Source organism: Pseudaquidulcibacter saccharophilus, assembly GCF_019455445.1.
Classification (GTDB): Bacteria; Pseudomonadota; Alphaproteobacteria; order Caulobacterales; family Aquidulcibacteraceae; genus Pseudaquidulcibacter; species Pseudaquidulcibacter saccharophilus.
Map to the genome: position 1 here is coordinate 108,843 of NZ_JAHWUS010000003.1, position 25,956 is coordinate 134,798.

The 25,956-nt window shown below is 42.3% G+C and carries 31 protein-coding genes; 22 read left to right on the forward strand and 9 right to left on the reverse strand.

Annotated features, from left to right (window positions below; translation table 11 throughout):
• Positions 1-4 precede the first annotated feature (4 nt).
• From KXV15_RS09065 to KXV15_RS09110, 10 genes are all read left to right on the forward strand, one after another.
• Positions 5-874, forward strand: coding sequence for a GIN domain-containing protein (locus KXV15_RS09065; RefSeq protein WP_240007867.1), 870 nt, complete (start codon positions 5-7; stop codon positions 872-874).
• 12 nt (positions 875-886) lie between these two features.
• Complete coding sequence (locus KXV15_RS09070; protein ID WP_240007868.1) at positions 887-1,897, forward strand: agmatine deiminase family protein; 1,011 nt, start codon at positions 887-889, stop codon at positions 1,895-1,897.
• A gap of 77 nt (positions 1,898-1,974) precedes the next feature.
• Positions 1,975-2,523, forward strand: a complete 549-nt coding sequence (locus KXV15_RS09075) for a TlpA family protein disulfide reductase (RefSeq protein ID WP_240007869.1) — start codon at positions 1,975-1,977, stop codon at positions 2,521-2,523.
• A gap of 67 nt (positions 2,524-2,590) precedes the next feature.
• Positions 2,591-3,157 carry a TlpA family protein disulfide reductase gene (locus KXV15_RS09080; RefSeq protein WP_240007870.1) on the forward strand — a complete coding sequence of 189 codons (567 nt, stop codon included), beginning with the start codon at positions 2,591-2,593 and terminating at the stop codon, positions 3,155-3,157.
• Positions 3,158-3,212: 55 nt separating this feature from the next.
• The gene (locus KXV15_RS09085; protein ID WP_240007871.1) at positions 3,213-3,839 is read left to right on the forward strand and encodes an exopolysaccharide biosynthesis protein; all 627 of its coding nucleotides are present in this window, start codon (positions 3,213-3,215) and stop codon (positions 3,837-3,839) included.
• 72 nt (positions 3,840-3,911) lie between these two features.
• Positions 3,912-5,204 carry a glutamate-5-semialdehyde dehydrogenase gene (locus KXV15_RS09090; protein ID WP_240007872.1) on the forward strand — a complete coding sequence of 431 codons (1,293 nt, stop codon included), beginning with the start codon at positions 3,912-3,914 and terminating at the stop codon, positions 5,202-5,204.
• A 4-nt stretch (positions 5,205-5,208) separates the two neighbouring features.
• On the forward strand, positions 5,209-5,805 hold the full coding sequence (locus tag KXV15_RS09095) for a nicotinate-nucleotide adenylyltransferase (protein ID WP_240007873.1): 597 nt from the start codon (positions 5,209-5,211) through the stop codon (positions 5,803-5,805).
• 242 nt (positions 5,806-6,047) lie between these two features.
• Positions 6,048-6,740, forward strand: a complete 693-nt coding sequence (locus KXV15_RS09100; protein ID WP_240007874.1) for a DUF484 family protein — start codon at positions 6,048-6,050, stop codon at positions 6,738-6,740.
• 17 nt (positions 6,741-6,757) lie between these two features.
• Positions 6,758-7,690: a tyrosine recombinase XerC gene (locus KXV15_RS09105; RefSeq protein ID WP_240007875.1), complete on the forward strand. Its 933-nt coding sequence runs from the start codon at positions 6,758-6,760 to the stop codon at positions 7,688-7,690.
• A 287-nt stretch (positions 7,691-7,977) separates the two neighbouring features.
• Positions 7,978-9,363, forward strand: a complete 1,386-nt coding sequence (locus KXV15_RS09110; protein ID WP_240007876.1) for an ammonium transporter — start codon at positions 7,978-7,980, stop codon at positions 9,361-9,363.
• A gap of 70 nt (positions 9,364-9,433) precedes the next feature.
• Here the strand turns inward: KXV15_RS09110 and KXV15_RS09115 are convergent, their stop codons facing one another.
• From KXV15_RS09115 to KXV15_RS09125, 3 genes are all read right to left on the reverse strand, one after another.
• Complete coding sequence (locus tag KXV15_RS09115; RefSeq protein WP_240007877.1) at positions 9,434-10,072, reverse strand: TadE/TadG family type IV pilus assembly protein; 639 nt, start codon at positions 10,070-10,072, stop codon at positions 9,434-9,436.
• A 9-nt stretch (positions 10,073-10,081) separates the two neighbouring features.
• Positions 10,082-10,636, reverse strand: coding sequence for a TadE/TadG family type IV pilus assembly protein (locus KXV15_RS09120; protein WP_240007878.1), 555 nt, complete (start codon positions 10,634-10,636; stop codon positions 10,082-10,084).
• Between the two features lie 75 nt (positions 10,637-10,711).
• On the reverse strand, positions 10,712-11,164 hold the full coding sequence (locus tag KXV15_RS09125; RefSeq protein ID WP_240007879.1) for a pilus assembly protein N-terminal domain-containing protein: 453 nt from the start codon (positions 11,162-11,164) through the stop codon (positions 10,712-10,714).
• Between the two features lie 333 nt (positions 11,165-11,497).
• Here KXV15_RS09125 and KXV15_RS09130 point away from each other — a divergent pair, with 333 nt between their 5' ends.
• A complete protein-coding gene (locus KXV15_RS09130) occupies positions 11,498-11,677 on the forward strand; it encodes a Flp family type IVb pilin (RefSeq protein ID WP_240007880.1) in 180 nt (59 codons plus the stop codon).
• A 190-nt stretch (positions 11,678-11,867) separates the two neighbouring features.
• Positions 11,868-12,047 carry a Flp family type IVb pilin gene (locus KXV15_RS09135; RefSeq protein WP_240007881.1) on the forward strand — a complete coding sequence of 60 codons (180 nt, stop codon included), beginning with the start codon at positions 11,868-11,870 and terminating at the stop codon, positions 12,045-12,047.
• A gap of 68 nt (positions 12,048-12,115) precedes the next feature.
• Here KXV15_RS09135 and ftsY read toward each other — a convergent pair whose 3' ends face one another.
• Positions 12,116-13,192: a signal recognition particle-docking protein FtsY gene (gene ftsY / locus KXV15_RS09140; protein WP_240007882.1), complete on the reverse strand. Its 1,077-nt coding sequence runs from the start codon at positions 13,190-13,192 to the stop codon at positions 12,116-12,118.
• Positions 13,193-13,320: 128 nt separating this feature from the next.
• On the opposite strand from ftsY, the gene KXV15_RS09145 reads away from it, so the two are divergent.
• Both KXV15_RS09145 and KXV15_RS09150 read left to right on the forward strand, forming a co-directional pair.
• Positions 13,321-13,869, forward strand: coding sequence for a PaaI family thioesterase (locus tag KXV15_RS09145; RefSeq protein WP_240007883.1), 549 nt, complete (start codon positions 13,321-13,323; stop codon positions 13,867-13,869).
• Positions 13,870-13,878: 9 nt separating this feature from the next.
• Complete coding sequence (locus KXV15_RS09150) at positions 13,879-14,277, forward strand: PaaI family thioesterase (protein WP_240007884.1); 399 nt, start codon at positions 13,879-13,881, stop codon at positions 14,275-14,277.
• A gap of 6 nt (positions 14,278-14,283) precedes the next feature.
• On the opposite strand, the gene KXV15_RS09155 is transcribed toward KXV15_RS09150, so the two are convergent.
• Complete coding sequence (locus KXV15_RS09155; RefSeq protein ID WP_240007885.1) at positions 14,284-14,814, reverse strand: transglycosylase SLT domain-containing protein; 531 nt, start codon at positions 14,812-14,814, stop codon at positions 14,284-14,286.
• Positions 14,799-15,560, reverse strand: coding sequence for a HesA/MoeB/ThiF family protein (locus KXV15_RS09160; protein ID WP_240007886.1), 762 nt, complete (start codon positions 15,558-15,560; stop codon positions 14,799-14,801). The genes KXV15_RS09155 and KXV15_RS09160 overlap by 16 nt, the downstream gene beginning before the upstream one ends.
• Before the next feature lie 179 nt (positions 15,561-15,739).
• Here KXV15_RS09160 and KXV15_RS09165 point away from each other — a divergent pair, with 179 nt between their 5' ends.
• The 7 genes from KXV15_RS09165 to KXV15_RS09195 all read left to right on the forward strand — a co-directional run bounded on the left by KXV15_RS09165 (position 15,740) and on the right by KXV15_RS09195 (position 22,403).
• Positions 15,740-16,141: a thioesterase family protein gene (locus KXV15_RS09165; protein WP_240007887.1), complete on the forward strand. Its 402-nt coding sequence runs from the start codon at positions 15,740-15,742 to the stop codon at positions 16,139-16,141.
• A 15-nt stretch (positions 16,142-16,156) separates the two neighbouring features.
• Entirely contained in the window at positions 16,157-16,594 is a 438-nt protein-coding gene (locus KXV15_RS09170) for an MmcB family DNA repair protein (RefSeq protein ID WP_240007888.1), read from the forward strand.
• Positions 16,595-16,830: 236 nt separating this feature from the next.
• Positions 16,831-19,554, forward strand: a complete 2,724-nt coding sequence (locus KXV15_RS09175; RefSeq protein WP_240007889.1) for a hybrid sensor histidine kinase/response regulator — start codon at positions 16,831-16,833, stop codon at positions 19,552-19,554.
• A 7-nt stretch (positions 19,555-19,561) separates the two neighbouring features.
• Positions 19,562-20,044, forward strand: a complete 483-nt coding sequence (locus KXV15_RS09180; RefSeq protein ID WP_240007890.1) for a chemotaxis protein CheW — start codon at positions 19,562-19,564, stop codon at positions 20,042-20,044.
• 24 nt (positions 20,045-20,068) lie between these two features.
• The gene (locus KXV15_RS09185; RefSeq protein ID WP_240007891.1) at positions 20,069-20,434 is read left to right on the forward strand and encodes a response regulator; all 366 of its coding nucleotides are present in this window, start codon (positions 20,069-20,071) and stop codon (positions 20,432-20,434) included.
• Positions 20,434-21,570 (forward strand): protein-glutamate methylesterase/protein-glutamine glutaminase, encoded by a 1,137-nt coding sequence (locus KXV15_RS09190; protein WP_240007892.1) that lies wholly within the window; start codon positions 20,434-20,436, stop codon positions 21,568-21,570. The genes KXV15_RS09185 and KXV15_RS09190 overlap by 1 nt, the downstream gene beginning before the upstream one ends.
• A complete protein-coding gene (locus KXV15_RS09195; protein ID WP_240007893.1) occupies positions 21,567-22,403 on the forward strand; it encodes a CheR family methyltransferase in 837 nt (278 codons plus the stop codon). The genes KXV15_RS09190 and KXV15_RS09195 overlap by 4 nt, the downstream gene beginning before the upstream one ends.
• A 50-nt stretch (positions 22,404-22,453) precedes the next feature.
• Here KXV15_RS09195 and KXV15_RS09200 read toward each other — a convergent pair whose 3' ends face one another.
• Positions 22,454-22,864, reverse strand: a complete 411-nt coding sequence (locus tag KXV15_RS09200; RefSeq protein WP_240007894.1) for a hypothetical protein — start codon at positions 22,862-22,864, stop codon at positions 22,454-22,456.
• Positions 22,851-23,231, reverse strand: a complete 381-nt coding sequence (locus tag KXV15_RS09205; protein WP_240007895.1) for a hypothetical protein — start codon at positions 23,229-23,231, stop codon at positions 22,851-22,853. The genes KXV15_RS09200 and KXV15_RS09205 overlap by 14 nt, the downstream gene beginning before the upstream one ends.
• Before the next feature lie 78 nt (positions 23,232-23,309).
• Here KXV15_RS09205 and KXV15_RS09210 point away from each other — a divergent pair, with 78 nt between their 5' ends.
• Positions 23,310-23,870 (forward strand): TetR/AcrR family transcriptional regulator, encoded by a 561-nt coding sequence (locus tag KXV15_RS09210; RefSeq protein ID WP_240007896.1) that lies wholly within the window; start codon positions 23,310-23,312, stop codon positions 23,868-23,870.
• 173 nt (positions 23,871-24,043) lie between these two features.
• On the opposite strand, the gene KXV15_RS09215 is transcribed toward KXV15_RS09210, so the two are convergent.
• Positions 24,044-25,897 (reverse strand): ABCB family ABC transporter ATP-binding protein/permease, encoded by a 1,854-nt coding sequence (locus KXV15_RS09215; protein ID WP_240007897.1) that lies wholly within the window; start codon positions 25,895-25,897, stop codon positions 24,044-24,046.
• Between the last annotated feature and the right edge of the window lie 59 nt (positions 25,898-25,956).

A 25,956-nucleotide genomic window follows, 5' to 3' on the forward strand; every position in this document is an offset into this window, starting at 1 on the left:
CATTATGAAAAAAGTGGTTTTTACGTCTGTTATTGCGATGTCATTGATTGCCGGGTCAGCTTTTGCTGGTCCTCGTCCACAGATTCTTGATATTCGTGGATTTGTTGGGGTTCTTGAATATCGAACTTCTGGGCATGACGAATTATCACTTGAAATCAAACAGGGGCGTAAAATCCGCGCCAATGCGATTGCTTTTTCCAAAGGTATGCTTGTTACCTCGGATATTGGTCGCATTAATAATATCTCTTGTGAAAAACGTGGCAATGACCAGATTTTGAAAATTAATGGTCAAAAATACTATCCAGAAGACTTGCCAAAAATTATTGCCAAGGGATCAGACCGTGATGGCCTGCGCATTAAAAATAGTGAAATTTCCGTGCGCGCCGGCGATGTTGGTGGTGCCGCCATTGAAGTAAGTGGTTGCGGTGACATTATTATTGGCAATGTTAAAAACAGCCTTGAACTTAACGGAAGTGGTTCTGGGGATTTTATGGCACGTGATGTCGGCAAAGATGCACTTGTTGATATCTCTGGTTCTGGTGATGTTAAACTTGGACGGGTTGGCAATTTCCTAAGCCTTAATCTTTCTGGCTCTGGTGATAGTGAAGTTGGCGATATTCAGGGACGTGCAAATGTTGATGTGTCTGGTTCGGGTAACGTTGAAATTGCATCAGCAAAAGATTTGCAATTACAGGCTTCTGGCTCCGGTGATATAAAGGTTAAAGGCGGCAAGGGGGCAATTAATGCGCGCTTGTCTGGTTCTGGCGATATTGAATATCGCGGCACTGCGGTAAATCCGGTCGTGCGCTCTTATGGCTCTGGTGAAGTAAAATTCAACAATATTTCCGGCGCTTCTGATATCAGAAATAATTAATTCGAGGATAAATTGAGCAATAAAATCCGTATCCCTGCTGAGTGGGAAGAACACCGCGCTATCTGGACTTGTTGGCCTTCTGACAAGGAATTATGGCTCGAAGATATTGAACCGGCACGTGCCGAAATTGCCGCCATGATAAAGGCGCTAATTACGCCGCATAATGGTAAGTTTGATAAGGTCAAACTATTGGTAAGCGGCGAAGAAGCCTTTTCAAGCGCGCGCGCGGCATTGCCAGAAGCTGTTGAGATTTTTGAGATTCCATTTGGTGATATTTGGCTTCGTGATACTGGTCCAATCTTTGCCAAAGATGGCGATAACAATATTGCCTTATGCTTTGGCTTTAATGGTTGGGGCGGTAAATATGTGCTTGATTATGATGATGAAGTAAATGGCAAACTTGCCAATGCCGCTTTGGTGCAATCTGAAAACATTGAAATGGTTTTAGAGGGTGGCTCAATTGACGGAAACGGGCAGGGGGTTTTCCTAACCACTACTCAATGCTTGTTGAATAAAAACCGTAATCCACAATTGTCAAAAGCGGATATTGAAACTTTATTTGTTGAAAATCTTGGCATGACGCAAATGATATGGCTGGGCGATGGTCTATTAAATGACCATACAGACGGGCATATTGATAATATTGCGCGCTTTGTGGGTGAACGGACAATTATTTGCCAGGCGCCGGTTGATAATGACCCAAACCAAGAAGTTTTGGACAAAATCTATAATGATTTATGCGCGGCACGTGATGAATTTGGTAATGGGTTTGAAGTCATTCGTGCACCTTCACCGGGTAAAGTTACCGATGAAGATGGCAAGATTATTCCGGCATCACACATGAATTTTATTATTGGTAACGGCAGTGTGGTCATGCCGCATTACGGAACCCCAAGTGCTGATGCGGCATTAAAGGTTTTGGCGGAATGTTTTCCAAACCATAAGATTATTGGCATAAAGGCGGAGGCGGTTTTAACCGGCGGTGGCTCTTTCCACTGTATCACGCAACAAGAACCGCTTTAAAATCAATAATTAACAAATTTCGATTATATGTCACTTTTGATAGGTTAAAAGCGTATTATTTTCGAAAGGTGTTGAAAATGATTAGAAGGCGCGAAATTATTGGTTCCTTGGGGCTTTCTGCATTGGGTCTTTCGACAATAATGGGGGCCTTAACGTCATGTGCGCGTGATCCGGCGGCAAAATTAATAACCAAAATGATGCCTGATATGGACGTGAAAACCATTGATGGCAAAACCATAAACTTCACGAAATTGGGTAAACCAGTAATCGTTCACTTTTTTGGCCTTTGGTGTCCGACCTGTGCTAAGGATGAACCATACTGGCGTGAGGCAATTTTGCATGTCAAAAAACTTGGTATAGAAATTATCGAAGTTCATGTTGGTAAAGTCCCTAGTAATTTTGGTTCAATTAATGAATGGTACGCAAAATTACCTCCTGAATATCAATTGACCACAATTTATGACGAGGACCGCAAATTAACCGATGCAATTGGCATCCCCGGAACCCCTTCAACTTTGATATTAAATGACAAGGGAAAAATTATCGACCATGCGTGGGCTTTGAAATCTAGCCGAACCGCAAGATTATTTTCCCGCAAAGTTATGGATATTTTAAAATTATATTGATGTTTCATGTCTTGAAATATGAATAATATTTTCCTATTTTAAGAGTAGGAAATTCACAGGATTAATAATGACCCAAAATTCAAACAAATTATCACGCCGTACCGTTTTGGCGGCGGGTGCGGTTTTACCATTACTTGCAACTGGTACAGCAATGGCCGGTGATAGACCAACTACTTTTGCTGGCGTTGGTAAAAAAGCCCCTGCATTCTCTGCGCCTTTGCGCGGTGGCGGTACTTTTAGCAATAAGAACTTTGCCGGCAAGGTAACAATTGTTGAATTTTTTGGTCTATGGTGCCCTGATTGTATGGCAGATGCCCCAAATGTTGCCGAACTTGCAGGGCTTGTTCGCGCAACGCCGGGCGTGCAGTTTGTAGCAATACATACACGCGGTCGTTATGGCCGTTGGGGTAGCCTTGATAATTTCTTCAAAGAAAAGGGCTATTCGTATCCGGTTGCGATTGATGATGATTCTGCGGTTTATAAGGCATTCGGAATTCAATGGGTTCCATCATATCTAATTATTGATGCGAACGGCGTCGTCCGTGACTTTACAACTGATCTTGGTGTAAGTGGCTTGGGTGCAAAGGGTCTTTTGGCGCGCGCATTGAAATTTAAACAGCACAAACCAAAATAAAGTCACAATTATAATTATAAACGCGAATTACCGGGACAATCAGGGGTAATATTTTTTGACAACGCATCATGTAAAAACCTCAGTTCTTTTGAATGAGCTGAAAGAATCGTTTCAAGGTGACGTTGAAATTACCGTGAGTGAGGTTCTACGCAGGTTAGATGGGCGTGCGTTTGGTCTGTTGTTGTTCATACTTGCGGCGCCAAATTGTATTCCCAATATTCCTGGTATTTCAACAATTTTTGGAACATTATTGATTGCGCCGGCATTGCAAATGATTTTTGGTGCAGGGCAAATATGGCTTCCTAAAAAAGTTCGCGAATATAAAATTGAGCCTACAAATTTTCGCAACACAATTATAAAAACCGTACCGATTCTTGAAAAAATCGAAAAATGGATAAAGCCAAGGCTTGAGTTTTTAACCGAAAAGCCAGTTTCGATTTTTTTAGGCGTTCAGGTTTTGATTTTGGCGGTAATTTTACTTTTGCCGATTCCGTTTGCTAATTTTGTCCCTGGCCTAAGCATTGCATTCCTCGCACTCGGCTTATTGCAGCGTGACGGGGTTTTGATAATCATTTCTTTTTTATTGTTTTTATTAAGTTTCTTCTTTACTTATATTGGCGTTGTTGCTGGCGTTGCGGCATTAAAAGGGGTTTATAACGCGATTTTTGGCATTTTCAGCTAAACTTTTGCGCCCCCATTAATTGCAAATATATTTAGATGGCTTTATACGAAGATATAAACTTCGGCAGGCAAAATGACGGACACAATTGCAAAATCACAAGTAAATGAATTGAACATTGATGCGCTATCGCTTTCGATGGGGCAGCGCGCGAAACGTGCCGCCAAAATTCTTGCCGCCAGTAATTGTGAAGCACGCTCAAAAGCGCTTGCTTTGATGGCGCAGCAGGTCCGCGCCGCCAAAGACGAAATTCTTGCTGCCAATAGTGAAGATGTGACACGCGCAATTGCCGATAAATTATCACCGGCAATGATTGATCGCCTAAAGCTTGACGCTAATCGCCTTGAGGCAATTGCCAAAGGGCTTGAAGAAATGTCTGCACAAGGTGACAAGGTGGGCAATGTAATCGAAGAATGGACCAGACCTAACGGCCTTGTAATGCAAAAAGTGCGCATTCCAATCGGCACAATTGGCATTATTTATGAAAGCCGTCCGAATGTTACCGCAGATGCGGGTGGACTATGCGTTCGTTCTGGAAATAGCGTGATTTTGCGTGGTGGTTCTGATGCCTTTAAAAGCTCGACTGCGATTGCTAATGCATTGCGCGCTGGCTTAAAAGCCGCAGGTTTGCCAGAAGATGCCATCCAATTCGTACCAACAACCGACCGCGCAATGGTTGGCGAAATGTTAAAGGGTATGGGCGGCAATATTGATATGATTGTTCCGCGCGGTGGTAAGTCACTTGTGGCACGTGTTCAAAACGAGGCCAAAGTTCCCGTGCTTTCACATCTTGATGGTATCAACCATACCTATATCCATAAATCTGCGGATGAGAAAAAGGCAATCGAGGTTACATTGAATGCCAAGATGCGCCGCACTGGTATTTGTGGCGCAACTGAAACCCTTTTGATTGATGAAGAGATTGCGGGCGATTATTTGCCAGAGCTTGCCTTTGCATTATCTCAAGGTGGCTGTGAATTGCGTGGTTGCCCAAAGGCGCGTGCAATTATCCCAATGGGTGTTGCCAATGATGATGATTGGAATACCGAATATCTTGCACCAATTTTATCGGTAAAGATTGTTGAAGACATTAACGAGGCAATCACCCATATTGCAGAGCATGGTTCTGGTCATACTGATGCAATTATTGCCGAGGATTTGGCAGCCGCCAATAAATTCCTTGCCGAAGTAGATAGCGCAATTGTGATGCATAATACTTCTACACAATATGCCGATGGTGGTGAGTTTGGCTTTGGCGGTGAAATTGGCATTGGAACCGGTCGGTTGCATGCGCGCGGCCCAGTTGGTGCAGAGGGGCTAACGACCTATAAATATGTGGTTCGCGGCGCCGGACAGGTGAGACCATAATTATATGAAACGAAACTACCCGCTTGCATACCCGGGACAGAAAATAGGTCTCCTTGGCGGGTCTTTTGATCCTGCGCATGCTGGCCATTTGCATGTTGCCGAAACTGCGCGCGCACTTTTGGGGTTGGATTTCGTTTGGTGGCTTGTAAGCCCGCAAAACCCATTGAAAAAAAATTCTTCACCACTTAGCAGCCGCCTGAAATCGGCAAAGTCGGTTGCGCGTGGTTCAAGAATGGTGGTGACAACCATCGAAAGCGACTTGAAAACCCAATACACTTTGGACACATTAAAGGCGTTAAAGCTACGCTATAAGGGTGTTAATTTTGTATGGCTTATGGGTGGCGATAATCTTGGCGGGTTCGAGCATTGGCGCGGTTGGAAAGAGATTGTCAATGAAGTGCCAATTTGTGTGGTTTCACGCCCAACCGCGGGACCAAAAGCAAGATTAGGGCGTATGGCGCGGCATTTTGCAGGTAAACGCCTTCCGCTTAGCAAGGCAAAACTTGTTGCCACTGATCCGCCGCCGACTTGGGTTTATATTCCGGCGCGGTTTAATCCATTATCATCAACTGCACTACGGGCGCATGGGAAAAAGGCGTAAATCTCATATTATGGCAAAGCAAGCCTAATTCTTATCATAATTAAATTATCGTTGGCTTGAAAAAAAATCATGGCTTTTTGCAGCTGTTAAAAATGCTGATTAATATAGGTTTTCTGCAAAAAGACACATTTTAGTCATAAAATTAACCTTTTGTTTGGTGATTTTAAACCCCCTGTTCACCAAATTGTGGTGAAATGTCAATCACAAGATAAAAAGCCGGAAGGTGGATTGGGAAATTGGTGATGGGACAGTTTGAACAACGCGCGCTTAATGATGCTATTGTGAATCTTGATGATGTTCGCGAATATATTTTGCGTAATCCGGATTTTATCCGCAATGATTCAGAGATTTTGCATGCTATTGCTGCGAAGCCTGCGAATGGTAATCTTGTTAGCTTTGAAGAGCTTGCACGTAACCGCATGATGCGCGAAACGCATGAAGCGAAATCACGCTTTGCCCAAATTGTTGAAACCGCAAGAAATAATTACGAAGCGCAAATGCGTGTTCAAGAGGCGATTATCGCCGTTTTAGACAGTGAAGATGCCGAAGATTTACAAGATCGCCTATCTGGTCATGTTGCATTCTCATTGGCGGCAGATGCCTGCATTTTAGCAATTTCTGACACGACATATGATTCACAAAGCCTCGATAAAATCGGTTCTTTTGTTGAACGCACGGTTCCCGCAGAACGCCCTGTAAGCCTTGGTGCATTGGATAGACCACGTAATTGGCTTTATGGTGCGGATGCATCTGACTTACGTTCAGAAGCCTTGGCGCGTTTACAATTTGGCAAATCAGGTCGTATCGGGCTTTTGGCAATTGCAAGTTCGGATCTTGATTGCTTCCGTGATGACATGGGGCATGAATTAATTACTTTCTTTGCCCGCGTTGTTGAGCGTGTTTTAACCCGCCTTGAAGAACAAGGACATATTTAATTTAAGGCATTGCAATTGTGTTAAGCCTGTATGTTGATGAAAATATAAACAATATAATCAATGACTGGCTTGGCTTTTTGCTGGGGCAAAGGCGCTATTCGCCCAAAACAATTGATGCATATCGCCATGATTTCACTGTTTTTGTGAAATTTTTGGCGGGACATTTTGCACAAACCATTAATCAAAAAATCTTGATGGAATTAAGGCCGGCAGACTTTCGGTCTTATTTGTCATCATTACGCAATGCGGATACACCGCTTGATAGTGCATCGATTAATCGTGCAATGGCGGCGGTTAGATCTTTTTACAAATATTGCGATAAAAAGCTTGAATTATCTAATCCGCAGATTGCATTGGTGCGTGGGCCAAAAAACAAACCCCGCGCCCCACGTCCTTTAAGCCAAAATCAAGCACAGGATTTAATATTTACCGCACCCGACCTTGCCAAGGCTGATTGGATTGCAAAACGTGACACAGCAATATTATCATTATTATATGGATGTGGTTTGCGGATTGCCGAATGTTTGGCGTTAAAGCTATCTGATGTGCAGGATGCGCAATATTTACGCATCTTGGGAAAAGGCAATAAAGAGCGAATCGTCCCTTTGCTTGAAAAAATTCGTCACGAAATCGATGAATATATCTCCGCCTGTCCGTATAAAATTGCGGCAGATGGGTTTTTGTTTCTTGGTGAAAAGGGGCAAGTTCTTAATCCGCGTATTGTGCAGCGTTTGATGCAAACTTTGCGTGGTGCACTGGCATTGCCATCAACCGCAACGCCCCATGCAATGCGGCATTCTTTTGCGACACATTTGCTGGAAAATGGCGGTGATTTAAGGTCAATACAAGAATTATTGGGCCATGCATCTTTGAAAACCACGCAGAAATATGCGGCAATAGATTCGGCCATGATTATGCAAACTTATGCTAAGGCACACCCGCGCGGATAGTCGGTATTAAAGATAGTTATTAACGCCTGCGCAATTTAATATATTATTTAACAATAATTATGCAAATATATTGCGTGGGCGCCCTTGTGTTCGATGAATCTGTATAAAATGCGTTAATAGCTAAAAAAATAATCACAAACTGATTAAAAAGTATGCGATTAATAACAAGACAGTATTAAAATAACTATATACCTTGAAAATAATGCTGCAAATTTGTCCATTTAAAGTGCATTAAATTGCGTGATTGTGCGAAACCAAACGCGCACATAGCATGAGGAGAATGGGCAGTGAGCACTAAATTAAACAATTTCGGGGATACGGCATTAGGCGTCGCAAAACGCGCAATGCCTTTATTGGCAGGGGCGGCTATCATTGCTGGTCTTGGTCATGTTGACAGCGCTTGGGCGCAAGATGCTGCGGCGGCACCGGCACCTGTGGTCGATAAAGGTGATACCGCGTGGATGCTAACTTCGACAGTATTGGTATTGGCAATGACTGTTCCAGGTCTTGCATTATTTTACGGTGGTTTAGTTCGCGCAAAAAACATGCTTTCAATGTTGGTTCATGTTGCGGTGGTCGCATCAATCGGCATGATTACATGGGCGTTTTGGGGCTATAGCCTTTCATTTACAGATGGTGGCTCTAGCAGCGCATTCATCGGTGATTTCTCAAAAGCATTCCTTAAAGGCGTAACTGCAAGTTCAACTGCCGCAACATTCAGCGCAGGCTACCAAATTCCAGAACTTGTATTTATCGCATTCCAAATGACATTCGCGGCAATTACCCCAGGGCTAATTTTGGGTGCTACTGCTGAGCGTATGAAAATTGCTGCTGTTGTAGTGTTCTCAGTTCTTTGGCCTTTGTTGTCATATTACCCAATCGCACACATGGTTTGGGAAGCAAAAGGTCTTATGTTCGGCTGGGGTACTTTGGACTTTGCGGGCGGTACCGTTGTTCACATTAACGCTGGTTTCGGTGCATTGGTTGCATGTTTAATCCTTGGACCACGTACTGGCTATCGTAATGAGCCAATGGCACCACACTCTTTGACCCTTACTTATGTTGGTGCAGGCCTTCTATGGGTTGGTTGGTTCGGTTTCAACGCTGGTTCAAACCTTGAAGCAAACGGCACTACTGCTTTGGTAATGGTAAACACTTTCCTTGCAACTGCTGCGGCTGGTTTGTCTTGGGCGGCTGTTGAGTGGGTGTTGAACAAACGTCCGTCAATGCTTGGTCTTGCATCAGGTATGGTTGCAGGTTTGGTTGCGATCACTCCGGCATGTGGTGTTTCTGGTCCAATCGGCGCAATCGTTCTTGGTCTTTTGGTATCACCAATTTGTATCTTCTTTGTTGCTAAAGTTAAGCATATCTTCAAATACGACGACAGCCTTGATGCATTCGGTGTTCACGGTATCGGCGGTACAGTTGGTGCAATTGCAACCGGTATCCTTGCAGCGCCTGCACTAGGTGGCACCCCTCCTGCAAACTATGAATTGGTTGCACAAGTTTTGACCCAAACTAAAGCAGTTCTTGTTTCAATTGTTTGGACTTCTGTGGCAACTGCTATCACCTTCTATATCATCAAGTTCACTGTTGGTCTTCGTGCATCAACTGACGCTGAAGAAGAAGGTTTGGATATCGCAGAACATGGCGAACGTGCTTACCATATCTAATTAAAAAGGGGGCCATAAGCCCCCTTATTAATAACAATAAAAACCTCTGTCCCACGACAGAGGTTTTTTTTTAGCATCCGCTTGTTGTTATACCAGTATAGCAAATTTTGTCTGATTTACGTGGGCGGAAAAAGAAACGTTCGCCCATATTATAATATTGTCTTATGAATTTTGTGCCAATTGATTCATACTTAAGCTCAACATCACCGATAATAATCGCGTTATCAGCAGTAAGCATTGATGAAATCAAATTAACGGTATTACCGCCGGCATCTGTACCGGAAACATTAACTGTGGCACCCGCAGGATAAGCGGAATCTTGCACACAATTGCCGCCACTATCAACTGTTCTGCTCCATTCAACTTTTGGGGTAGTGCCGTCTAAAGCAACACTGGCAACCGTAATCTTTGCGGCATCGCCTTGTGTGTCATATGGTGCAAAAACTTCGCGTGTAATCGCATCGGCATTCTTTAAAACTGTGCAATCAAGAGTGCTGCCTTGTGTTACCAAATCGGCAATCGTAGATGCCGCAATTGTAACTTTTCTGTCGATTGTAATCGCCTGCGTTAATTCAGTTGAGCCAAACAACATTAAAACCATGATTGGTGCGATAAGGGCAAATTCAACAGCCGCAACGCCACGTTCACCTAGTTTGTTGCGTGATACAATTCTTTTGTTTGAATCGACAGGTTTTGAACGGAGTTTCATTCTAATTCCTTAGTTAAAAGGTTCATTTCGGAACGCAGAAGTTGCAATAAGAATTCGGTTATAATGCCCCAAATCGGCATCTGAATAATTGCTTAATGCATAGGTCATACCTGGGGTCATCAATGGCCAGATGTAATATGCACGAACGATAACCATGTCACCGGCACCTGATGCCTCATATGGTTCATCAGCAGAAGATCCCGGGCTTAGGGTTCCGTCATCCCAAGGACGCGCAAGCGGACCTGCGGGAACTGTTGCCCCAAATGCCTGAACCATAACAAATAATCGATGGTCGCAATCAAGCATACCAAACATACGGTCGCAAACCGCTTTTTTAAATTCTGCCTGCGTAATTGGGGTTGCAGATGTTTGTGCCTGCCCGGTTTTAATTTTCCGTGCTTCTGACGCAAGGCCAGCTTCGAGTGTCGTTTGCACAAAGAAGATGGCCATAATTTCTATAAGCGCAAAAATTAAGAAAAAAAATGGCGCTGCAACAAGAGCAAATTCAACCGCCGTTACGCCTTTTTCACTTTTTTTAAGGTTTCTTCTGAATTTTTTGAACATACTGCACCCACATTAATCAACCATTGATATCATAATTGGGTTTCAAAAGGTTTAATCAAAAGCGTAAATTTGCAATTATTTACCTGACGTAAATGTTGCGCGTGCTCTTGCGGCATTATATGCCTTTTGTGCTTCTTCTGCGCTGTCTTCTGGCGTTCCAACTTGTACGCATCTTGCTTCACAAATTGCTGTGCTAAGTGCTGCGCCACGTTGAATTGTTACCACACCACGACCAGCAGGAGCAGATGAAACATGTATTGTGCCCGAATAAAGTTTACGGCCGCCTTTACCCACAACCAACACGCTTGAAGAGCCAACAGACTTTCCAATGAATAGAAGAACGCGCGGTTCATGAACAATAACATCGGCAACCCCAGGATTGCCAACCACAATACCAGATGCATCTGCGGGAAGGCGCAGCGATGTGGATTGATCAACCTCAATATTCATAGATTGTGCCAAAACCGGCGATGCAGCCATGCTTACGGCAATTAAAGCACTTGAAATCTTGAAACTTAGTTTTGGCATTATGACATTTCCATATGTATTCCGCACGATTCGATACGTCGAATTGCGATTAAGCGAAATTTGCCACGAATGGGTGAAATAATGGTTAATAAATTATAAGTGCATAAATGCAAAATAAAATTAAATTACCAGCATAATTAAGGTGTAAAAAAATCCCTATATATTTATATAGTGTAGATATAGGAAAGCATAAAATTTTATGAATGCTTTTTACTTATTATAAACCTTAGTTTTTCACTAAGTCTTAGTTCAAGTCGTATATAACCGCAAATGAGATGACAAAACAGATAATAAAGTCATCGGTTAAATAAAAGTATGTATTTGGAGACTGAAATGAAAAATCTATTTAAACGTTTTGCTAAAAATGAAAAAGGCGCAACTGCAATCGAATATGGTTTGATCGCTGCTCTTATCGCTGTTGTAATCATCGGCGGCCTACAAACTATGGGTAACAAAACTGGTGCTGCATTCAACAAAGTTGGCAACCAGATTTCAACATCAGCTGGCGTATAATAGCTAGTATTGCAATGACGCGAATAATAAGCGGAAGTATGTTCTTCCGCTTATTAAAAGAAAAAAGAAAAAATATTTCAAATTTTATGCTATTTTATCATTAAAAGTAACTTGTTGTTAAAATCTTTGGGATAAAGTGGTTTTCGAGCAAAAGCTCAAATTTAAAAAGTATGACGGTGGGAGTCAAAAGATGAAAAATTTATTTAAACGTTTTGCTGAAAATGAAAAAGGCGCAACTGCAATCGAGTATGGTTTGATTGCTGCTCTTATCGCTGTTGTAATCATCGGCGGTCTTCAAACTATGGGTTCAAAAACTGGTGCAGCTTTCAACAAAGTTGGCAACCAAATCTCTACATCTGCTGGTGTATAATAGCATTATTTGGCTATATAGATTTATTAAGAAAGCGGAAGTTAATCTTCCGCTTTTTTTATTTCTTTTTAAATATTCACCAATGCGTTTGCGAATTCGCGGGCATTAAACGGCTGCAGGTCGGTTACTTTTTCGCCAACGCCAATAAAATAAATTGGTAATTTATATTTTTCAGTCAAAGCAAGCAAAATACCGCCTTTTGCGGTTCCGTCTAATTTACTCATAATAATTCCGGTAACGCCGCCAGATTTAATAAATGCTTCAGCTTGCGAGATTGCGTTTTGCCCGACTGTGGCATCAAGAACCAACCATGTTTCATGTGGCGCGCTTTCATCTTGTTTTTTTATAACGCGAATGATTTTTTCAAGTTCTGCCATTAACTCAAGTTTGTTTTGCAAGCGTCCAGCAGTGTCAATTAAAAGTATATCTTTATCTTCGGCCTTGGCTTTTTGAAGCGCTTCAAATGCAAGACCAGCTGCATCGGCACCGCTTTCTTTGGCAATAACTGGAACATTTGCCCGTTTGCCCCAAACCAATAATTGCTCTGATGCAGCGGCGCGGAAAGTATCTGCGGCGGCAAGCATAATATTATGTCCATTATCAACAAGGTTTTGTGCGATTTTACCAATGGTGGTGGTTTTACCCGAGCCATTAACCCCAACAAACATTATAACTTGTGGTCTTGTATTACCTGCCCATGGATCTTTTGAGGTTTCATATGGCGCCAACATTTGCGCAATAATTTCCGCAAGCTCAGCTCTTATTACTTCTGGCGCAGCAGATTTTTCAAAGCGACGGCGTGCCATTTCGGCAGTAATTTTACGCGCAGTCTCAACACCCATATCGGAAAGAATTAATAATTCTTCCAATTCTTCAAGCGCTTCTTCATCAAGCTTGGCTTTGGTGAAAATCGATGTAATGCCATCACCGATGCGTGCCGATGATCTTTTTAACCCTTCGAATAGTCCTTTTTTGGCCTCTTCACTAATTGTAGGTTCGGCAAGGGGTTCATTTGGTGTTTCGGCAGGAATTGTTTCTGGTTGCTCTATCGAAATAATTTCAGAAGATTCAACCACCTCAACCGGTTTTTCCTCGTTGTTTTGTGTATCTTCTATGGGTTTTTTCTTTTTAAACCAGCCAAACATATTAATCCTCTTTATAGCTATTCATTAAAGGCAATATAGTCACTAGGCAAGGAATTTTAGCCATAAGTCGGCAGATGTTTTTTTTGGTTTTGCTTGCCAAACTTTTAAAAATTGATAACACAGTCTTCATGAGTGACAAAACAAACATTGAAAATGAAGAAAAGCCTTCAGACAATAATAAGCCAGAGGCAGGGACAGCCGAACCCCATAAAGCTGAACCCCATAAAACCGAACCATGGGAATATTTGACGCAAAACCTTGATATGATGTCGGATGTTATTCCGCAATCAAAGGCAATTGGTGCAAAGCTAACCAAATTATCAAAGGGAAGGGCAACCGGAATGCTTCCCTATAATGAAAAATTGCTTAGTGATAAGGAAAAAGGAATAATGGCATCGGGTGCGGTGGTTACATTGCTTGACCAAACCTGTGGAACTGCCGGAATGACCGCTTTTTCCGAAGCAATTTTGCCGGTTACGCTTGATTTACGTGTTGATTATATGCGCCCGTCACGCAAAGGGAACCCAATCCGCTGCGAAGCGCATTGTTATAAATCAACCAAAACAATCGCATTTGTTCGTGCTAATGTTTATGACACTGAAGAAGGTGATGATGAGGCGGATTTAATCGCCACCGTTCAAAGCACTTTTTCTTATACCAAAATTCAACCGAAATAGGCGCAATACATGCCACGATATTTAAACAAATTACTCGAAGAAATGCCTTATTGCCAACATTTGGGGCTTGAATTTAACTTTGAGAATGAGGAAATTCGCGCACGGCTTCCTTATAAAACCGATTTGGTCGGTAATCCTTTAACCCAGCTTATCCACGGTGGTGTTATTGGTGCGTGTTTGGAATTAACTGCGGTGGCGCAGCTTACAATGACCCGTAAACTTGAAAGGCTGCCGAAGACTATCAATGTTACAATTGATTTTTTGCGCCCTGGTCGCCCCAAGGATGTCCATTTCAAAGCATTGGTTTATAAACAAGGCCGCCGTGTTGCCAATCTTGAAGCATTCGCTTGGCAAGATGATGAGAGCCAGCCAATCACGAAATTACATGGCAATTTCTTAATGGGGTAATTGCATCTAGTCGCAATTATCGAGTTGGTCTTCGAAAATACGCGCTCGTGAAGCAACCGATGCCGCGATTCTGCGTGATGCAGGAGGCGCACCCTTTTTATAGCCACCACTTCCAAGTTGATAGGCAAGATATTGTTCGGATACATTGTTTATCCCGATGCCAAATTGCTTGTTCATTTGTTTAAAGTGCCAGCCAACAAAATTAACAGAAGCGTCAAAATCACTTCTGGATTTATTGCCAATTTTCGTATCTTTTAAAAAGCCGTTCCATGTTTGTTGCGTTGCTTGCGCATAGCCATAGTTTGGACCGCTTGAGGCATTGGCACGAAAGCGACTTTCTTGATCAATAAAGGCCAAGATATTGCCGGCCGAAACGCCCCATTTTTCTTCTGCTGCGACGACGCTTTCCGCCCAATCTGGGTTGGCGTTAAGAAGTGTACAAATATTTTTGGTTTGAGCGTGGGAAAAACTCGGAATTGACAAGGAAATTGTCGGAATTGAAATAAGTGCAAAGGTGAAAACTAATGATGCCCGCATGTATTACAATTCCTGTCCTTGGGGATATTTAATGTACGTGATTGTGCTTTTAAGCCATCGTATAGTAAAATTCGTCCCAAAAGGGAAGTCTCACGGTTTTTGGTGATTATTTTAATGGTTTCAAGTGCCATCAAGGCGCCAATGATTCCGCAAATCGCCCCAACCACTCCTAGGATGTTGCAATCCTCTTCTATTGGCGGTGTGTCTGGTACAAAGCATTGGTAACAAGGGCTTTGTGGATCCGAAAAATCAAATGCAGCTACTTGCCCATCAAAACGACCTAACGCACCCGATACGAGAACTTTCTTTAAATCATACGCGGTTTTATTAATTAAAAATCTAGTTTTAAAATTATCGCTGCCATCAATTATTATATCGGCATTCGCCAAAAGTTCATTCGCATTTTGCCCATTTATTCGTTCTTTTACGGCTATGATTTCAATGTCACCGTCAATTGCATTTAACGCTTCTTGGGCGGCAATGACTTTTGGGCGGCCGATATCACTGGTTTTAAATAATATTTGTCTTTGCAGGTTTGATAAATCAACCACATCATCATCAATTAGAATTAATTTACCAACCCCGGCCGCAGCAAGATATAATGCGCATGGGCAACCAAGACCGCCAACGCCAATAATGGCAATTGTGGAATTAGCAATTAATTTCTGCCCGTGACCGCCAATTTCTTTTAGCATGATGTGGCGTGCGTGGCGTTCGATATTGGCTTTGTTGATTTGTTCTACCATAGTTTTACTTGTGTTTCAGATCATTTTGAAGTCAAGTGGTATCACTTGACGGCTCGCAAAATGCGACCAAATGAGGAAGCTAGGGCGGCATTCAAGCGTAACTTGAACAAAAGCTGCCCTAGTGCTTATATGCAATCATTCAACAAAAAGCAAAACTATAAAAATTAGGGGAGAATATAATGGAATTATCAGCGGGCCTTAGGGGTGTCATAAAAAGTCAGGTTCGTGCAATGGATTGCGCATCTGCATTATCTTTAAGCCCTGATGAGCAATTCCCAAATGTTATGGCTACTGCACGAATGGTTGCATTAATGGAGCAGGCATCGGCAAAAATCCTTGCCCCCTTTTTAAAGCTAGGTGAACTTTCGGTCGGGGTCGATGTTAATATAAAGCATATTTCCCCCACACCAGTTTCCGATATCGTGCGGGCAGAGGCAATATTTATAGGAATGGATGGAAAGCTATATAAATTTGAAGTCAAAGCATATGATAGTGGCGGGGAGATTGGCTTTGGAACCCATACAAGGGCAATTGTTGATGATAAACGCCTTGTGGCAAAGGCTTTGTCAAAATTAAAATAACGCCTATAAGCAAATATGCCAATAAATCCCACATCTGAATTACGCAATGGAATAACGACAGACGTTACAAGCGGCGCAAGTCGGCTATTATTCGATATGGGCTATATGCCGTTTTTGGAGTTTCGTTTAAAAATCGGTCGTCGTGCCGATATTTGCGGAATAAATGAAAAAGGCGAAATTATTATTATCGAGGTTAAATCCTCAATCGAGGATTTTCGGGTCGATATTAAATGGCATGAATATATTGATTATTGCGATAAATTTTATTTTGCCGTTAATAATAACTTTCCCAAAGAAATTTTACCGGAAAATACTGGATTAATAATTGCCGATAAATACGGCGGCATTGTTTTACGCGAATCAAACTTAAATAAATTATCAGCAGCAAGGCGAAAATCATTAACGCTATTATTTGCACGACAAGCCGCACAAGCATTCTTCTTAAAACCATAATGAAGGCTTCAAGGCGGTTATATTACCCATCAGTAAAACTTGAAAACAATGATTTTCAAAGTGCAAATTAGAATTTGCTAAAGAAAATTATTTTTTAACGCATATTGCATCAAAAATGCTGCATTTAACTAAGATTTTTTCTGTCGCGTTAGTATGTCTTTAACGGACTTGAGGCAAGAATAGTCTTTAAGAGCATAAAACAAGGGATTGTGCTACTTTAAGTAGGAATTTCAAATATGGATGAGTTACTCGCCGAATTCTTAACAGAGACCAACGAATTTTTGGAAACTGTTGATACGCAATTAGTGCAGTTTGAGTCGGATCCAACCGATAGTGAAACATTAAATAATATCTTTCGTTTGGTTCATACCATCAAAGGAACTTGTGGGTTCCTTGGGTTGCCACGACTTCAGTTTGTTGCACACGCAGGTGAAACTTTATTAGGTAAGTTTCGTGACGGAACAATAGACGCAACACCAGATTCAGTGCAATTGGTACTTGAATCAATTGACCGCATCAAAGAAATTCTCGCAGACCTTGAAACTACTGGACAAGAGCCAGAAGGTGATGACAGCGCGCTTATCGGTGCATTAGAACGTGCCGCAGAAGGTAAGGTTGATGCAAAACCTGTTGAAGCGAAGGTTGAAGTTAAGGCAGAGCCTGAACCAGTTGCTGCCCCTGACAATGCTGATGCAATCCCTGTCGATGAAAATGGCAATAAATGGGATAAAGACCTTGGTCGTTTCTTGAAACCAGGTGAAGTATCGCTTGCCGAACTAGAAGCTGCATTTATGGCTGCGGATGTTGAAGAAATTCCGGCAAAGGCAGAAGTTGTTGAAGCTGCTGCGCCAATTCCTCGTAATCCTGAAGATCGTCGTGGTGGTACTGAACGTCGTGCTGCGGCGCGCGATGAGGATGAAGACGGCGCAAGCAAAGGCGGCGGCGTAAGTGCGCAAACAATCCGCGTGAATGTTGATGTTCTTGAAAACCTTATGACAATGGTTTCAGAACTTGTGCTTACACGTAACCAATTAATGCAAATGGTGCGTAATAATTCAAATTCAGAATTCAAAGCACCACTTCAAAGATTGTCTTCTGTAACTGGTGAGTTGCAAGATAGCGTAATGAAAACCCGTATGCAGCCTGTTGGCTCTGCGTGGAAAAAACTACCACGTATCGTTCGCGATGCAGCGCGTGATTTGGGCAAAAAGATTGATTTGGTTCTAGAAGGTGAAGCAACCGAGCTTGACCGTCAGGTTCTTGAGTTAATTAAAGACCCACTAACTCACATGATCCGCAACTCTTGCGACCATGCGATTGAAAAACCTGCTGATCGTGCGGCTGTTGGTAAAAATGAAACCGGTACGATTAAACTGAATGCCTATCATGAAGGCGGACATATCGTAATCGAATTGTCTGATGATGGTGCGGGTCTTAATACTGCACGCATTCGTGATAAAGCAATTAAGAATGGCCTTGTAAGTGAAGAACAAGCGTGGACAATGCCAGATGCGCAAATCCACCGCTTTATTTTCGCGCCTGGTTTCTCAACTGCACAAGTGGTTACAAACCTTTCTGGTCGTGGTGTTGGTATGGACGTGGTTCGCACCAATATCAAACTTATCGGTGGTGAGGTTGACCTTCAATCGACAGAAGGTAAAGGCACAAAATTCTTTATCAAAATCCCACTTACTCTTGCGATTGTTTCAGCGCTTGTTGTGGGTGCAAAAGGACAACGTTTCGCAATTCCACAGCTTAGCGTGGTTGAATTGGTATCGGCTGGCGGTTCATCAGAGCACAAAGTCGAAACCCTTAACAAAGCCCGCGTTCTTCGCCTTCGCGACAGACTATTACCGCTTATGTCACTAAGTGGTGCATTAAGCATTGATGGGGCTGAAGCGGATATTAAAGACAATAACTCAACGCAATTTGTTGTGGTGATGCAGCAAGCGGGCATTATGTTCGGTATTGTTGTTGATGAAGTGTTCGATACCGAAGAGATTGTGGTGAAACCACTTTCAAGTGCGGTTTCAGATGTAAAAGCATTCTCTGGCGCAACAATTCTTGGTGATGGTTCAGTTATTATGATTATTGACCCTCAATCGATTGCCCGTGCGGTTGGCGAAACCGAAGAGCATACTTCTGAAGAGGCAGATGCACGTCAGAAATCAGTTAAACAAGAAGCCAAAAAAGACGATACTGAATCACTTATTATCTTCCGTGCCGGTGGCGAAGAGCCAAAAGCAGTTCCACTTGGTGTGGTTACTCGTCTTGAAGATCTTGATGTTTCAACCTTTGAACAATCTGATGGAAAAACATTGGTTCAATACCGTGGCAGCCTTATGCCGATTGTTCCAGCAGACCCATACACAAATATCAAAACAAGCGGCAATCAGCCTATATTGGTATTTACACATAATGACCATGCAATTGGCCTTGCAGTTGATGAAATTCTCGACATCGTTGAAGAAAAACTCGATATCGAAATGGCAACTGATAAAGGTGGTATGCTTGGTGTGGCCGTTATCAAAGGACGCGCAACTGAAATCCTTGATGTTGGTTACCACTTGTCAAATGCAATTACCGATTGGGATAAACCAGTTAAAAAAGAAGAACCTAAAAATATTGTTTTGGTTGAGCGCAATCCGTTCTTCCGCAATCTTTTAAGCCCACTTCTAAAAGCTGCTGGTTACAATGTTGAAGCTGTGGATACTGTTTCTGCGGCCCTTGTATGTGCTGAATATCAAAAACCAACTGCAATCCTTGCTGATATCGACGAAGACAGAAGCTCTGCCCTTCGCTTGCTAGAAGACGAAAGAACTGCTGGCGCGCCTGTGGTTGCGCTATCTGGTTCATCCGAAGCTGATGCACAGGAATTTGCCGCATTGGTAAGAAAATCTGACCGTTATGGCCTAATTTCAACAATTGAATATGCAACCAAAAAAGGGTTAGCAGCCTAAAGGAATTATGAATATGAACGCGACCGCTTTGAAATCCGAAGATATGGTAGTTTCTGATTTTGGCACGCAAGAATTTGTAACCGTCCATGTTGGTGATCAAATTCTTGGGGTTGGGGTTAAAGAAATCCATGACGTCTTTGCCCTTAGTGAATTAACGCCTGTTCCGGGTGCACGTAAAGAAATCGCCGGTGTTCTAAACCTGCGCGGTAGAATTGTTACGGCGATTGATGCACGTGTTATCTTGGGCTTGCCGCCACGTGAAAACGGCTATGCCGGTGTAATGGCGGTCGGCGTGGAGCATAAGGGTGAATCTTATGGTGTTCTTGTTGATAGCGTTGGCGAAGTCCTAAGACTTAAAGACAGTGAATTTGAAGCTAATCCAATTAATATGGATGCAAAGTGGAAAAATATTTCACGTGGTATTTACCGTCTTGAGGGTAAATTACTTATGACCATAGATATTGAAAAGTTGCTTGTCCAAAGTAACTAGAATTTGGGGTCAAAGGGGTAGAATATGAAAAGTTGCTTAGTAGTAGATGATAGTAGGGTTATCCGTAAAGTTGCCCGCCGTATACTTGAAGATATGGATTTCCAAGTAAACGAAGCAGAGGATGGTCAGGCTGCATTAAGAAAATGCCAGCAAGAAATGCCCGATGCGGTGCTTCTTGATTGGAATATGCCTGTAATGAACGGCATTGATTTCCTTCGTGAATTACGTTCAAGCCCTGGTGGCGAAGCGCCTGTTGTTGTTTTCTGCACGACAGAAAACGATATGTCTTCGATTGTTGAAGCAATGGAAGCCGGTGCAAACGAATATATTATGAAGCCATTTGACAGCGAAATTGTGCAGTCAAAATTTGCGGAAGTTGGTTTGATATAATGAGTTTTACTGCCGCCAGACCCACCAATATGCCAAATCGGCGCATCAAGGTCATGATAATCGACGATAGTGCGGTTATTCGTGGTCTCGTAGGGCGTTGGATTGAAGCCGAAAGCGACTTTGAAGTTGTTGGCTATGGCGTAAATGGTCTTGACGGTATTAACCGTGCGAGAACTTTCCAGCCAGATATCATTATCCTTGATATCGAAATGCCGCAAATGGACGGCATTACCGCATTGCCTGAATTGTTAAAGGCAGTTCCTGGGGTAAAGGTGATTATGGCCTCTACCCTTACTAAAGCGGGTGCAGAGGTTACAATCAAGGCACTTACATTAGGTGCAACAGATTATATACCAAAACCTGATGCAGGTCGGATTGCGGGTGCTGATGAATATAAGCGTGATTTATTCGCAAAATTACGTGGATTAGGTAAGCGCCGTGAGGCATTTACCCCAACACAAACCAGTGTAAGACAAGAAACAGCTGCACCACGTTTTGTGCCTGCGCAACAAAATAATAATAGCGTTGTTTTAAAGGCACCAAAGCATAATGCACGTATTGAGGCATTGTTTATTGGCTCGTCAACCGGCGGACCAGAGGCTTTGCGTGTTGTTGTAAAAGGTCTTGCTGGAAAAATTAATGTTCCAATATTTATGACCCAGCATATGCCGGTATTATTCACCAAAATTTTGGCTGAACACCTTAGCAAACAAACTGGTGCAAAAGTCATTGAGGCCGAACATAATATGCCTGCTACCCCGGGTGTATTTCATTTGGCGCCGGGCGGTAAGCATATGATTATCAGCCGCGTAAATGGCGTTGTAAAAACTATATTAAACGAAGATCCACCGGAAAACTTTTGCCGTCCTGCGGTGGATCCACTATTCCGTTCAGCTTCGACTGTTTATGGCGATAGGGCATTGGCAGTCATTCTTACAGGAATGGGGCATGATGGTCGTGACGGCTCAAAAATAATGACAGAAAAAGGTGCGATGGTTGTTGCCCAAGATGAACCAACCTCTGTGGTTTGGGGTATGCCTGGTGCAGTTGCGCAAGCTGGTCTTGCGTCATATGTAAAACCAATCGATGAAATCGCGCCAACAATAATAAATATAATTCGTGGAGTAAGTGTATGAAGCCCGCCGATTTCGACTTTGTTGCAAAACTAGTTAGGGAAAGATCAGGATTGGTTCTTACACCTGATAAAGCCTATTTGGTTGAAAGCCGTCTCGGACCAGTTGCGCGCAAAGAAGGTATTCCTTCTCTTGATGATTTGGTTTCAAGCCTTCGTTTAAGAACGCATAGCCCGTTGGTTGATGCGGTTGTTGATGCAATGACAACCAATGAAACCTTCTTTTTCCGCGATAAAACACCTTTCGAATTGTTGGAAAACGTTATTATTCCTGATTTAGTTGCCAAAAAACGTGGTGCGCCGATTAAAATTTGGTGTGCTGCTGCATCAACTGGTCAAGAACCATATTCAATCGCCATGTTGGTTGATAGCTTGGGCCACAAAATGGGTGGCTGCAAAGTGGAAATTCTTGGCACCGATATTTCTGAACGTTGTCTGGAGAAGGCAAAAGCAGGTATTTACACCCAATTTGAAGTGCAACGTGGCTTGCCGGTTCAATATTTGATGAAACACTTCAAAAAAGAAGGCGAAAATTGGAAAATTTCTGATCAAGTTCGTTCTGCTGTTCGCTATCGTTCGATGAATTTGCTTGACGATTTCCGCGCTTTGGGTCGCTTTGACGTTATTTTTTGCCGCAACGTTTTGATTTACTTTGATGCGCCAACTAAAAAACGTATCCTTGACCGTATGGCAACCCAAGTTGAACCACCAGGTTATTTGTTAATGGGGGCTGCGGAAACTACATTGGGCATTACCGATGTATTTAAACCAGTTCAAAATGCCCGTGGTCTTTATACTGTTGACCCTACTAAAACAGGTTTGACCCGCGCGGCGTAATTTTTATTATAAAATATGATTTAAAAGGCTTGTGCAATCACAGGCCTTTTTTACATTTTGGTATATTCAAATGTTCCCAATAAATGGACAATTCCATAAATTAAAACCACAAGGCTAGACCAAAAATTGAATGCTGTTTGCTGGCTTGGGAAGAATGGCAATAAAAAAATCAATCCGCCACGAATAAGATATATTGCAGATATTGCAAATAATGCAGGCTTTATAAGTGGTAATTTATAAAAAATTCCTGCGGCAGACCACGCATACAAACCCCAGATAAATAAAATCATTGCTATAAAGGTGGTTATTATTGTGGGATATGCCATGCCGGCCTTGGCCATGCGCGCCATTCCTTCACCGGCACCAAAGAAACGATACCATTTTTCACCGCCAATAATTACAGCCACATGAAGTGCGGCGGCAATGAAATTCAATATACCAGCAATTTTAAGATAAAGCATTTCTATAACCCAATAAAATAAATGCACCAATTGTTAGAAATATAACCCATTGAATATAATGCAAAATATCGCCAAATTTTGTTAGGTTATAAAAAATAAAAAGCGCACTAAATGCCAATATTTGGATTAGTAAATAAATTATAAGGTCTTTATTGGCGACCGAAAAGCTATATTTAAGGCAAAATCCGCCCATCATGATGAATGATACCGTTACGGAATGCCATACAATCTGGCTTATGGTGCGTATATCAATGCCAAGGTTTTTTGATGTTTGGATAATTGCGTCAACTTCCCGTCCGCCGAAATAGGCGTGAACAAATGCCGTTAAAAATGATAATGCCGCCGCAATTAAAAAATACCAATTCATATCCAATATCCCAATAATATACGATAGCGTATATTTTAAATATTTGCCAATGTAAATACGATGGCGTATATTTTTTTGATGGATAAGTCAGAATTAAGAAAAATAAAGTGGATAAAGGGTGGTTTTCGTGCGCTTGCAAAAGGCGGTGAGGGGGCGATAAGGGTCGAAGCAATCGCACGTGACATCGGTGTTACCAAAGGCGGATTTTATTGGGATTTCAAAGACTTAAATGATTTTAAAACCGCAATGCTGGACTTTTATCAGACGATTGGAACCGAAGCGATAATCAATAATTCGGAAAAATTCCAAACCCCAAAAGAGGCATTATTATTCATCGTTAATGAGGCAATCAAAGAGCCAGATGATGAGCTTGGCGGCACAAAAATTAAACTTGCGATTCGTGAATGGGCAAGTCGTGATGAGAATGCCCGTATTCGAATTCAATTCATTGATAATTTGCGTATTGAAACATTGAAATCAATTTTTCAGGCAACGGGAATGGCGCAAAAAGATGCCGCACGTAATGCGCAAATTCTTTATTCCGCTTATATTGGTTTTACAAATTTGCGCCTTGTAAATCCATCATTAGATGGGGCAAGTTTGCGTGAATTTGCATTGTCATTAATTGGTGAAAATTAATCATCACCAATTTGTGCCAAAGTTTCCAAGGCCTCTGATGCAGATTTTTGTTTTTCCCACATTGATAAATCAAAACCTCACCCTCGCGCATTCGCGCTCACTCAAGGTTTTGGAAAAGCGGAAAACAAAATCGAAAAGCGCGGTTTCCGATTTTGTTTGCATCATGATTTTATTTAATCATCACCAATTTGCGCCAAAGTTTCCAAGGCCTCTGATGCGGATTTTTGTTTTTCCCACATTGATTTATAGATGCCATTTTGGGCAATCAAATCGTCGTGCTTGCCACGTTCGGCAATTACACCATCTTTAAGGACGATGATTTCATCGGCATTAACAATGGTTGAAAGCCGGTGGGCAATAACCAATGTCGTACGGTTTTTGGAAACTTCATCCAATGCCGCCTGAATTTCGCGTTCGGTATGGGTATCAAGTGCCGAAGTTGCCTCATCCAAAATCAAAAGCGGTGGTGCTTTTAAGATAGTTCTGGCAATTGCAACACGCTGTTTTTCACCACCCGAAAGTTTTAAACCACGTTCGCCAACTTCGGTATCATAACCATGTGGTTGGGCATTGATAAAGTCGGAAATTTGTGCGCGGCTTGCCGCCATTTCAATTTCTTCATCACTTGCCCCAACGCGCCCATAGGCAATGTTATATTTGATTGTGTCATTGAATAAAACGGTATCTTGGGGAACCATACCGATTACTTTGCGAAGGCTGCTTTGGGTTACGTCACGCAAATCCTGCCCATCGATTTTAATGCCGCCATCCTTAACATCATAAAAGCGATATAATAGGCGTGAAATGGTCGATTTACCCGCACCCGATGGGCCAACAATCGCCACGGTTTTGCCGGCAGGAACATGGAAAGAAACACCTTTTAGGATTTCACGTTCAGGATCATATGAGAATTTGACATTGTCAAAAGTAATCTCACCCTTATTGATAACCAAGTCTTTGGCATCTTCTTTGTCGGTAACTTCTTTGGCTTCGTCCAAAAGGCTAAACATTGCACCCATATCGATAAGGCCAACCGCAATTTCGCGATAAAGTGTGCCAATAAAGTTTAATGGCATTGCAAGCTGCATCATAAAGGCGTTAATCATCACAAAGTGACCGATGGTCTGATTGCCTTTTACAACTTCATTCGCACTCATAAGCATGACAATCAACATCCCGATAGAGAATATCAACGCCTGACCAAAGTTTAACCACGCCAATGAAGTATAGGTTTTAATCGCCGCAGTTTCATATTTCGCAGTTGCGCGATTATAACGGTCAATTTCCAATTGCTCATTATTAAAATATTTCACGGTTTCAAAGTTTAACAAACTGTCGACCGCCTTACTCATAGAATCTGTGTCGGCCTCGTTCATATCCTTGCGGATTTGAATCCGTTGGTTTGATGCCCAAATTGAGAACCAGATATAAACCACAACCGTAACCGTGATAACAACCACATACCAAATTGAGAATTGATTGGTGAGGATGATTGCGGTTAAAACCACCTCAAGCACGGTTGGCACGCCAAACATCATCGCAAGGCGCACAATGGTTTCAATGCCGGCCTTACCGCGTTCAATAACCCTAGATAATCCACCGGTACGGCGCTTTAGGTGAAAGCGGAGGGATAGATTATGCAAATGCTGAAACGAACGATTGGAAAGCCCACGCACCGCGTGTTGCCCTACGGCGGCAAAAAGCGCATCACGAAGGTTATTTAATGCCTGCGACATGAAACGTGCCACATTATACGCCACAACCATGATAATCGGTGAAATCATCAATAATTGCCAGAATGTCAAATTTGGCAAATGCGGTGCGGTGAATGAATTGGTCGCCCATTTATAGGTATATGGAATTAATACCGTAATGACCTTGCCCAAAACCATTGCGATAATTGCCAAAACCACCTGAACCCGCAAATCAAAACGCCCTTTTGGCCAGATATAAGGCCAAAGGAATGCAAGAGTTTCTTTTACTTGATTTGAAGGTTTTGGAAGATCGTTTGAATTTGGTGCGGACATTTTTGGATTTTTTGTTTCTGCGTTGTTATTTGAAAGTTCAAACCACAATATAGTCCCGC

Excerpts from the sequence above, each read along its gene's own strand:
- KXV15_RS09150 (WP_240007884.1), top strand. The coding sequence starts at position 13,879 with ATGCCACGATATTTAAACAAATTACTCGAAGAAATGCCTTATTGCCAA.
- KXV15_RS09215 (WP_240007897.1), bottom strand. The coding sequence starts at position 25,897 with ATGTCCGCACCAAATTCAAACGATCTTCCAAAACCTTCAAATCAAGTA.
- ftsY (WP_240007882.1), bottom strand. The coding sequence starts at position 13,192 with ATGTTTGGCTGGTTTAAAAAGAAAAAACCCATAGAAGATACACAAAAC.
- KXV15_RS09205 (WP_240007895.1), bottom strand. The coding sequence starts at position 23,231 with ATGAATTGGTATTTTTTAATTGCGGCGGCATTATCATTTTTAACGGCA.
- KXV15_RS09135 (WP_240007881.1), top strand. The coding sequence starts at position 11,868 with ATGAAAAATTTATTTAAACGTTTTGCTGAAAATGAAAAAGGCGCAACT.
- KXV15_RS09145 (WP_240007883.1), top strand. The coding sequence starts at position 13,321 with ATGAGTGACAAAACAAACATTGAAAATGAAGAAAAGCCTTCAGACAAT.
- KXV15_RS09120 (WP_240007878.1), bottom strand. The coding sequence starts at position 10,636 with ATGTTCAAAAAATTCAGAAGAAACCTTAAAAAAAGTGAAAAAGGCGTA.
- KXV15_RS09115 (WP_240007877.1), bottom strand. The coding sequence starts at position 10,072 with ATGAAACTCCGTTCAAAACCTGTCGATTCAAACAAAAGAATTGTATCA.
- KXV15_RS09090 (WP_240007872.1), top strand. The coding sequence starts at position 3,912 with ATGACGGACACAATTGCAAAATCACAAGTAAATGAATTGAACATTGAT.
- KXV15_RS09175 (WP_240007889.1), top strand. The coding sequence starts at position 16,831 with ATGGATGAGTTACTCGCCGAATTCTTAACAGAGACCAACGAATTTTTG.
- KXV15_RS09185 (WP_240007891.1), top strand. The coding sequence starts at position 20,069 with ATGAAAAGTTGCTTAGTAGTAGATGATAGTAGGGTTATCCGTAAAGTT.
- KXV15_RS09125 (WP_240007879.1), bottom strand. The coding sequence starts at position 11,164 with ATGCCAAAACTAAGTTTCAAGATTTCAAGTGCTTTAATTGCCGTAAGC.
- KXV15_RS09095 (WP_240007873.1), top strand. The coding sequence starts at position 5,209 with ATGAAACGAAACTACCCGCTTGCATACCCGGGACAGAAAATAGGTCTC.
- KXV15_RS09075 (WP_240007869.1), top strand. The coding sequence starts at position 1,975 with ATGATTAGAAGGCGCGAAATTATTGGTTCCTTGGGGCTTTCTGCATTG.
- KXV15_RS09165 (WP_240007887.1), top strand. The coding sequence starts at position 15,740 with ATGGAATTATCAGCGGGCCTTAGGGGTGTCATAAAAAGTCAGGTTCGT.
- KXV15_RS09210 (WP_240007896.1), top strand. The coding sequence starts at position 23,310 with ATGGATAAGTCAGAATTAAGAAAAATAAAGTGGATAAAGGGTGGTTTT.
- KXV15_RS09195 (WP_240007893.1), top strand. The coding sequence starts at position 21,567 with ATGAAGCCCGCCGATTTCGACTTTGTTGCAAAACTAGTTAGGGAAAGA.
- KXV15_RS09100 (WP_240007874.1), top strand. The coding sequence starts at position 6,048 with ATGGGACAGTTTGAACAACGCGCGCTTAATGATGCTATTGTGAATCTT.
- KXV15_RS09065 (WP_240007867.1), top strand. The coding sequence starts at position 5 with ATGAAAAAAGTGGTTTTTACGTCTGTTATTGCGATGTCATTGATTGCC.
- KXV15_RS09130 (WP_240007880.1), top strand. The coding sequence starts at position 11,498 with ATGAAAAATCTATTTAAACGTTTTGCTAAAAATGAAAAAGGCGCAACT.
- KXV15_RS09190 (WP_240007892.1), top strand. The coding sequence starts at position 20,434 with ATGAGTTTTACTGCCGCCAGACCCACCAATATGCCAAATCGGCGCATC.
- KXV15_RS09170 (WP_240007888.1), top strand. The coding sequence starts at position 16,157 with ATGCCAATAAATCCCACATCTGAATTACGCAATGGAATAACGACAGAC.
- KXV15_RS09080 (WP_240007870.1), top strand. The coding sequence starts at position 2,591 with ATGACCCAAAATTCAAACAAATTATCACGCCGTACCGTTTTGGCGGCG.
- KXV15_RS09180 (WP_240007890.1), top strand. The coding sequence starts at position 19,562 with ATGAATATGAACGCGACCGCTTTGAAATCCGAAGATATGGTAGTTTCT.
- KXV15_RS09155 (WP_240007885.1), bottom strand. The coding sequence starts at position 14,814 with ATGCGGGCATCATTAGTTTTCACCTTTGCACTTATTTCAATTCCGACA.
- KXV15_RS09160 (WP_240007886.1), bottom strand. The coding sequence starts at position 15,560 with ATGGTAGAACAAATCAACAAAGCCAATATCGAACGCCACGCACGCCAC.
- KXV15_RS09200 (WP_240007894.1), bottom strand. The coding sequence starts at position 22,864 with ATGCTTTATCTTAAAATTGCTGGTATATTGAATTTCATTGCCGCCGCA.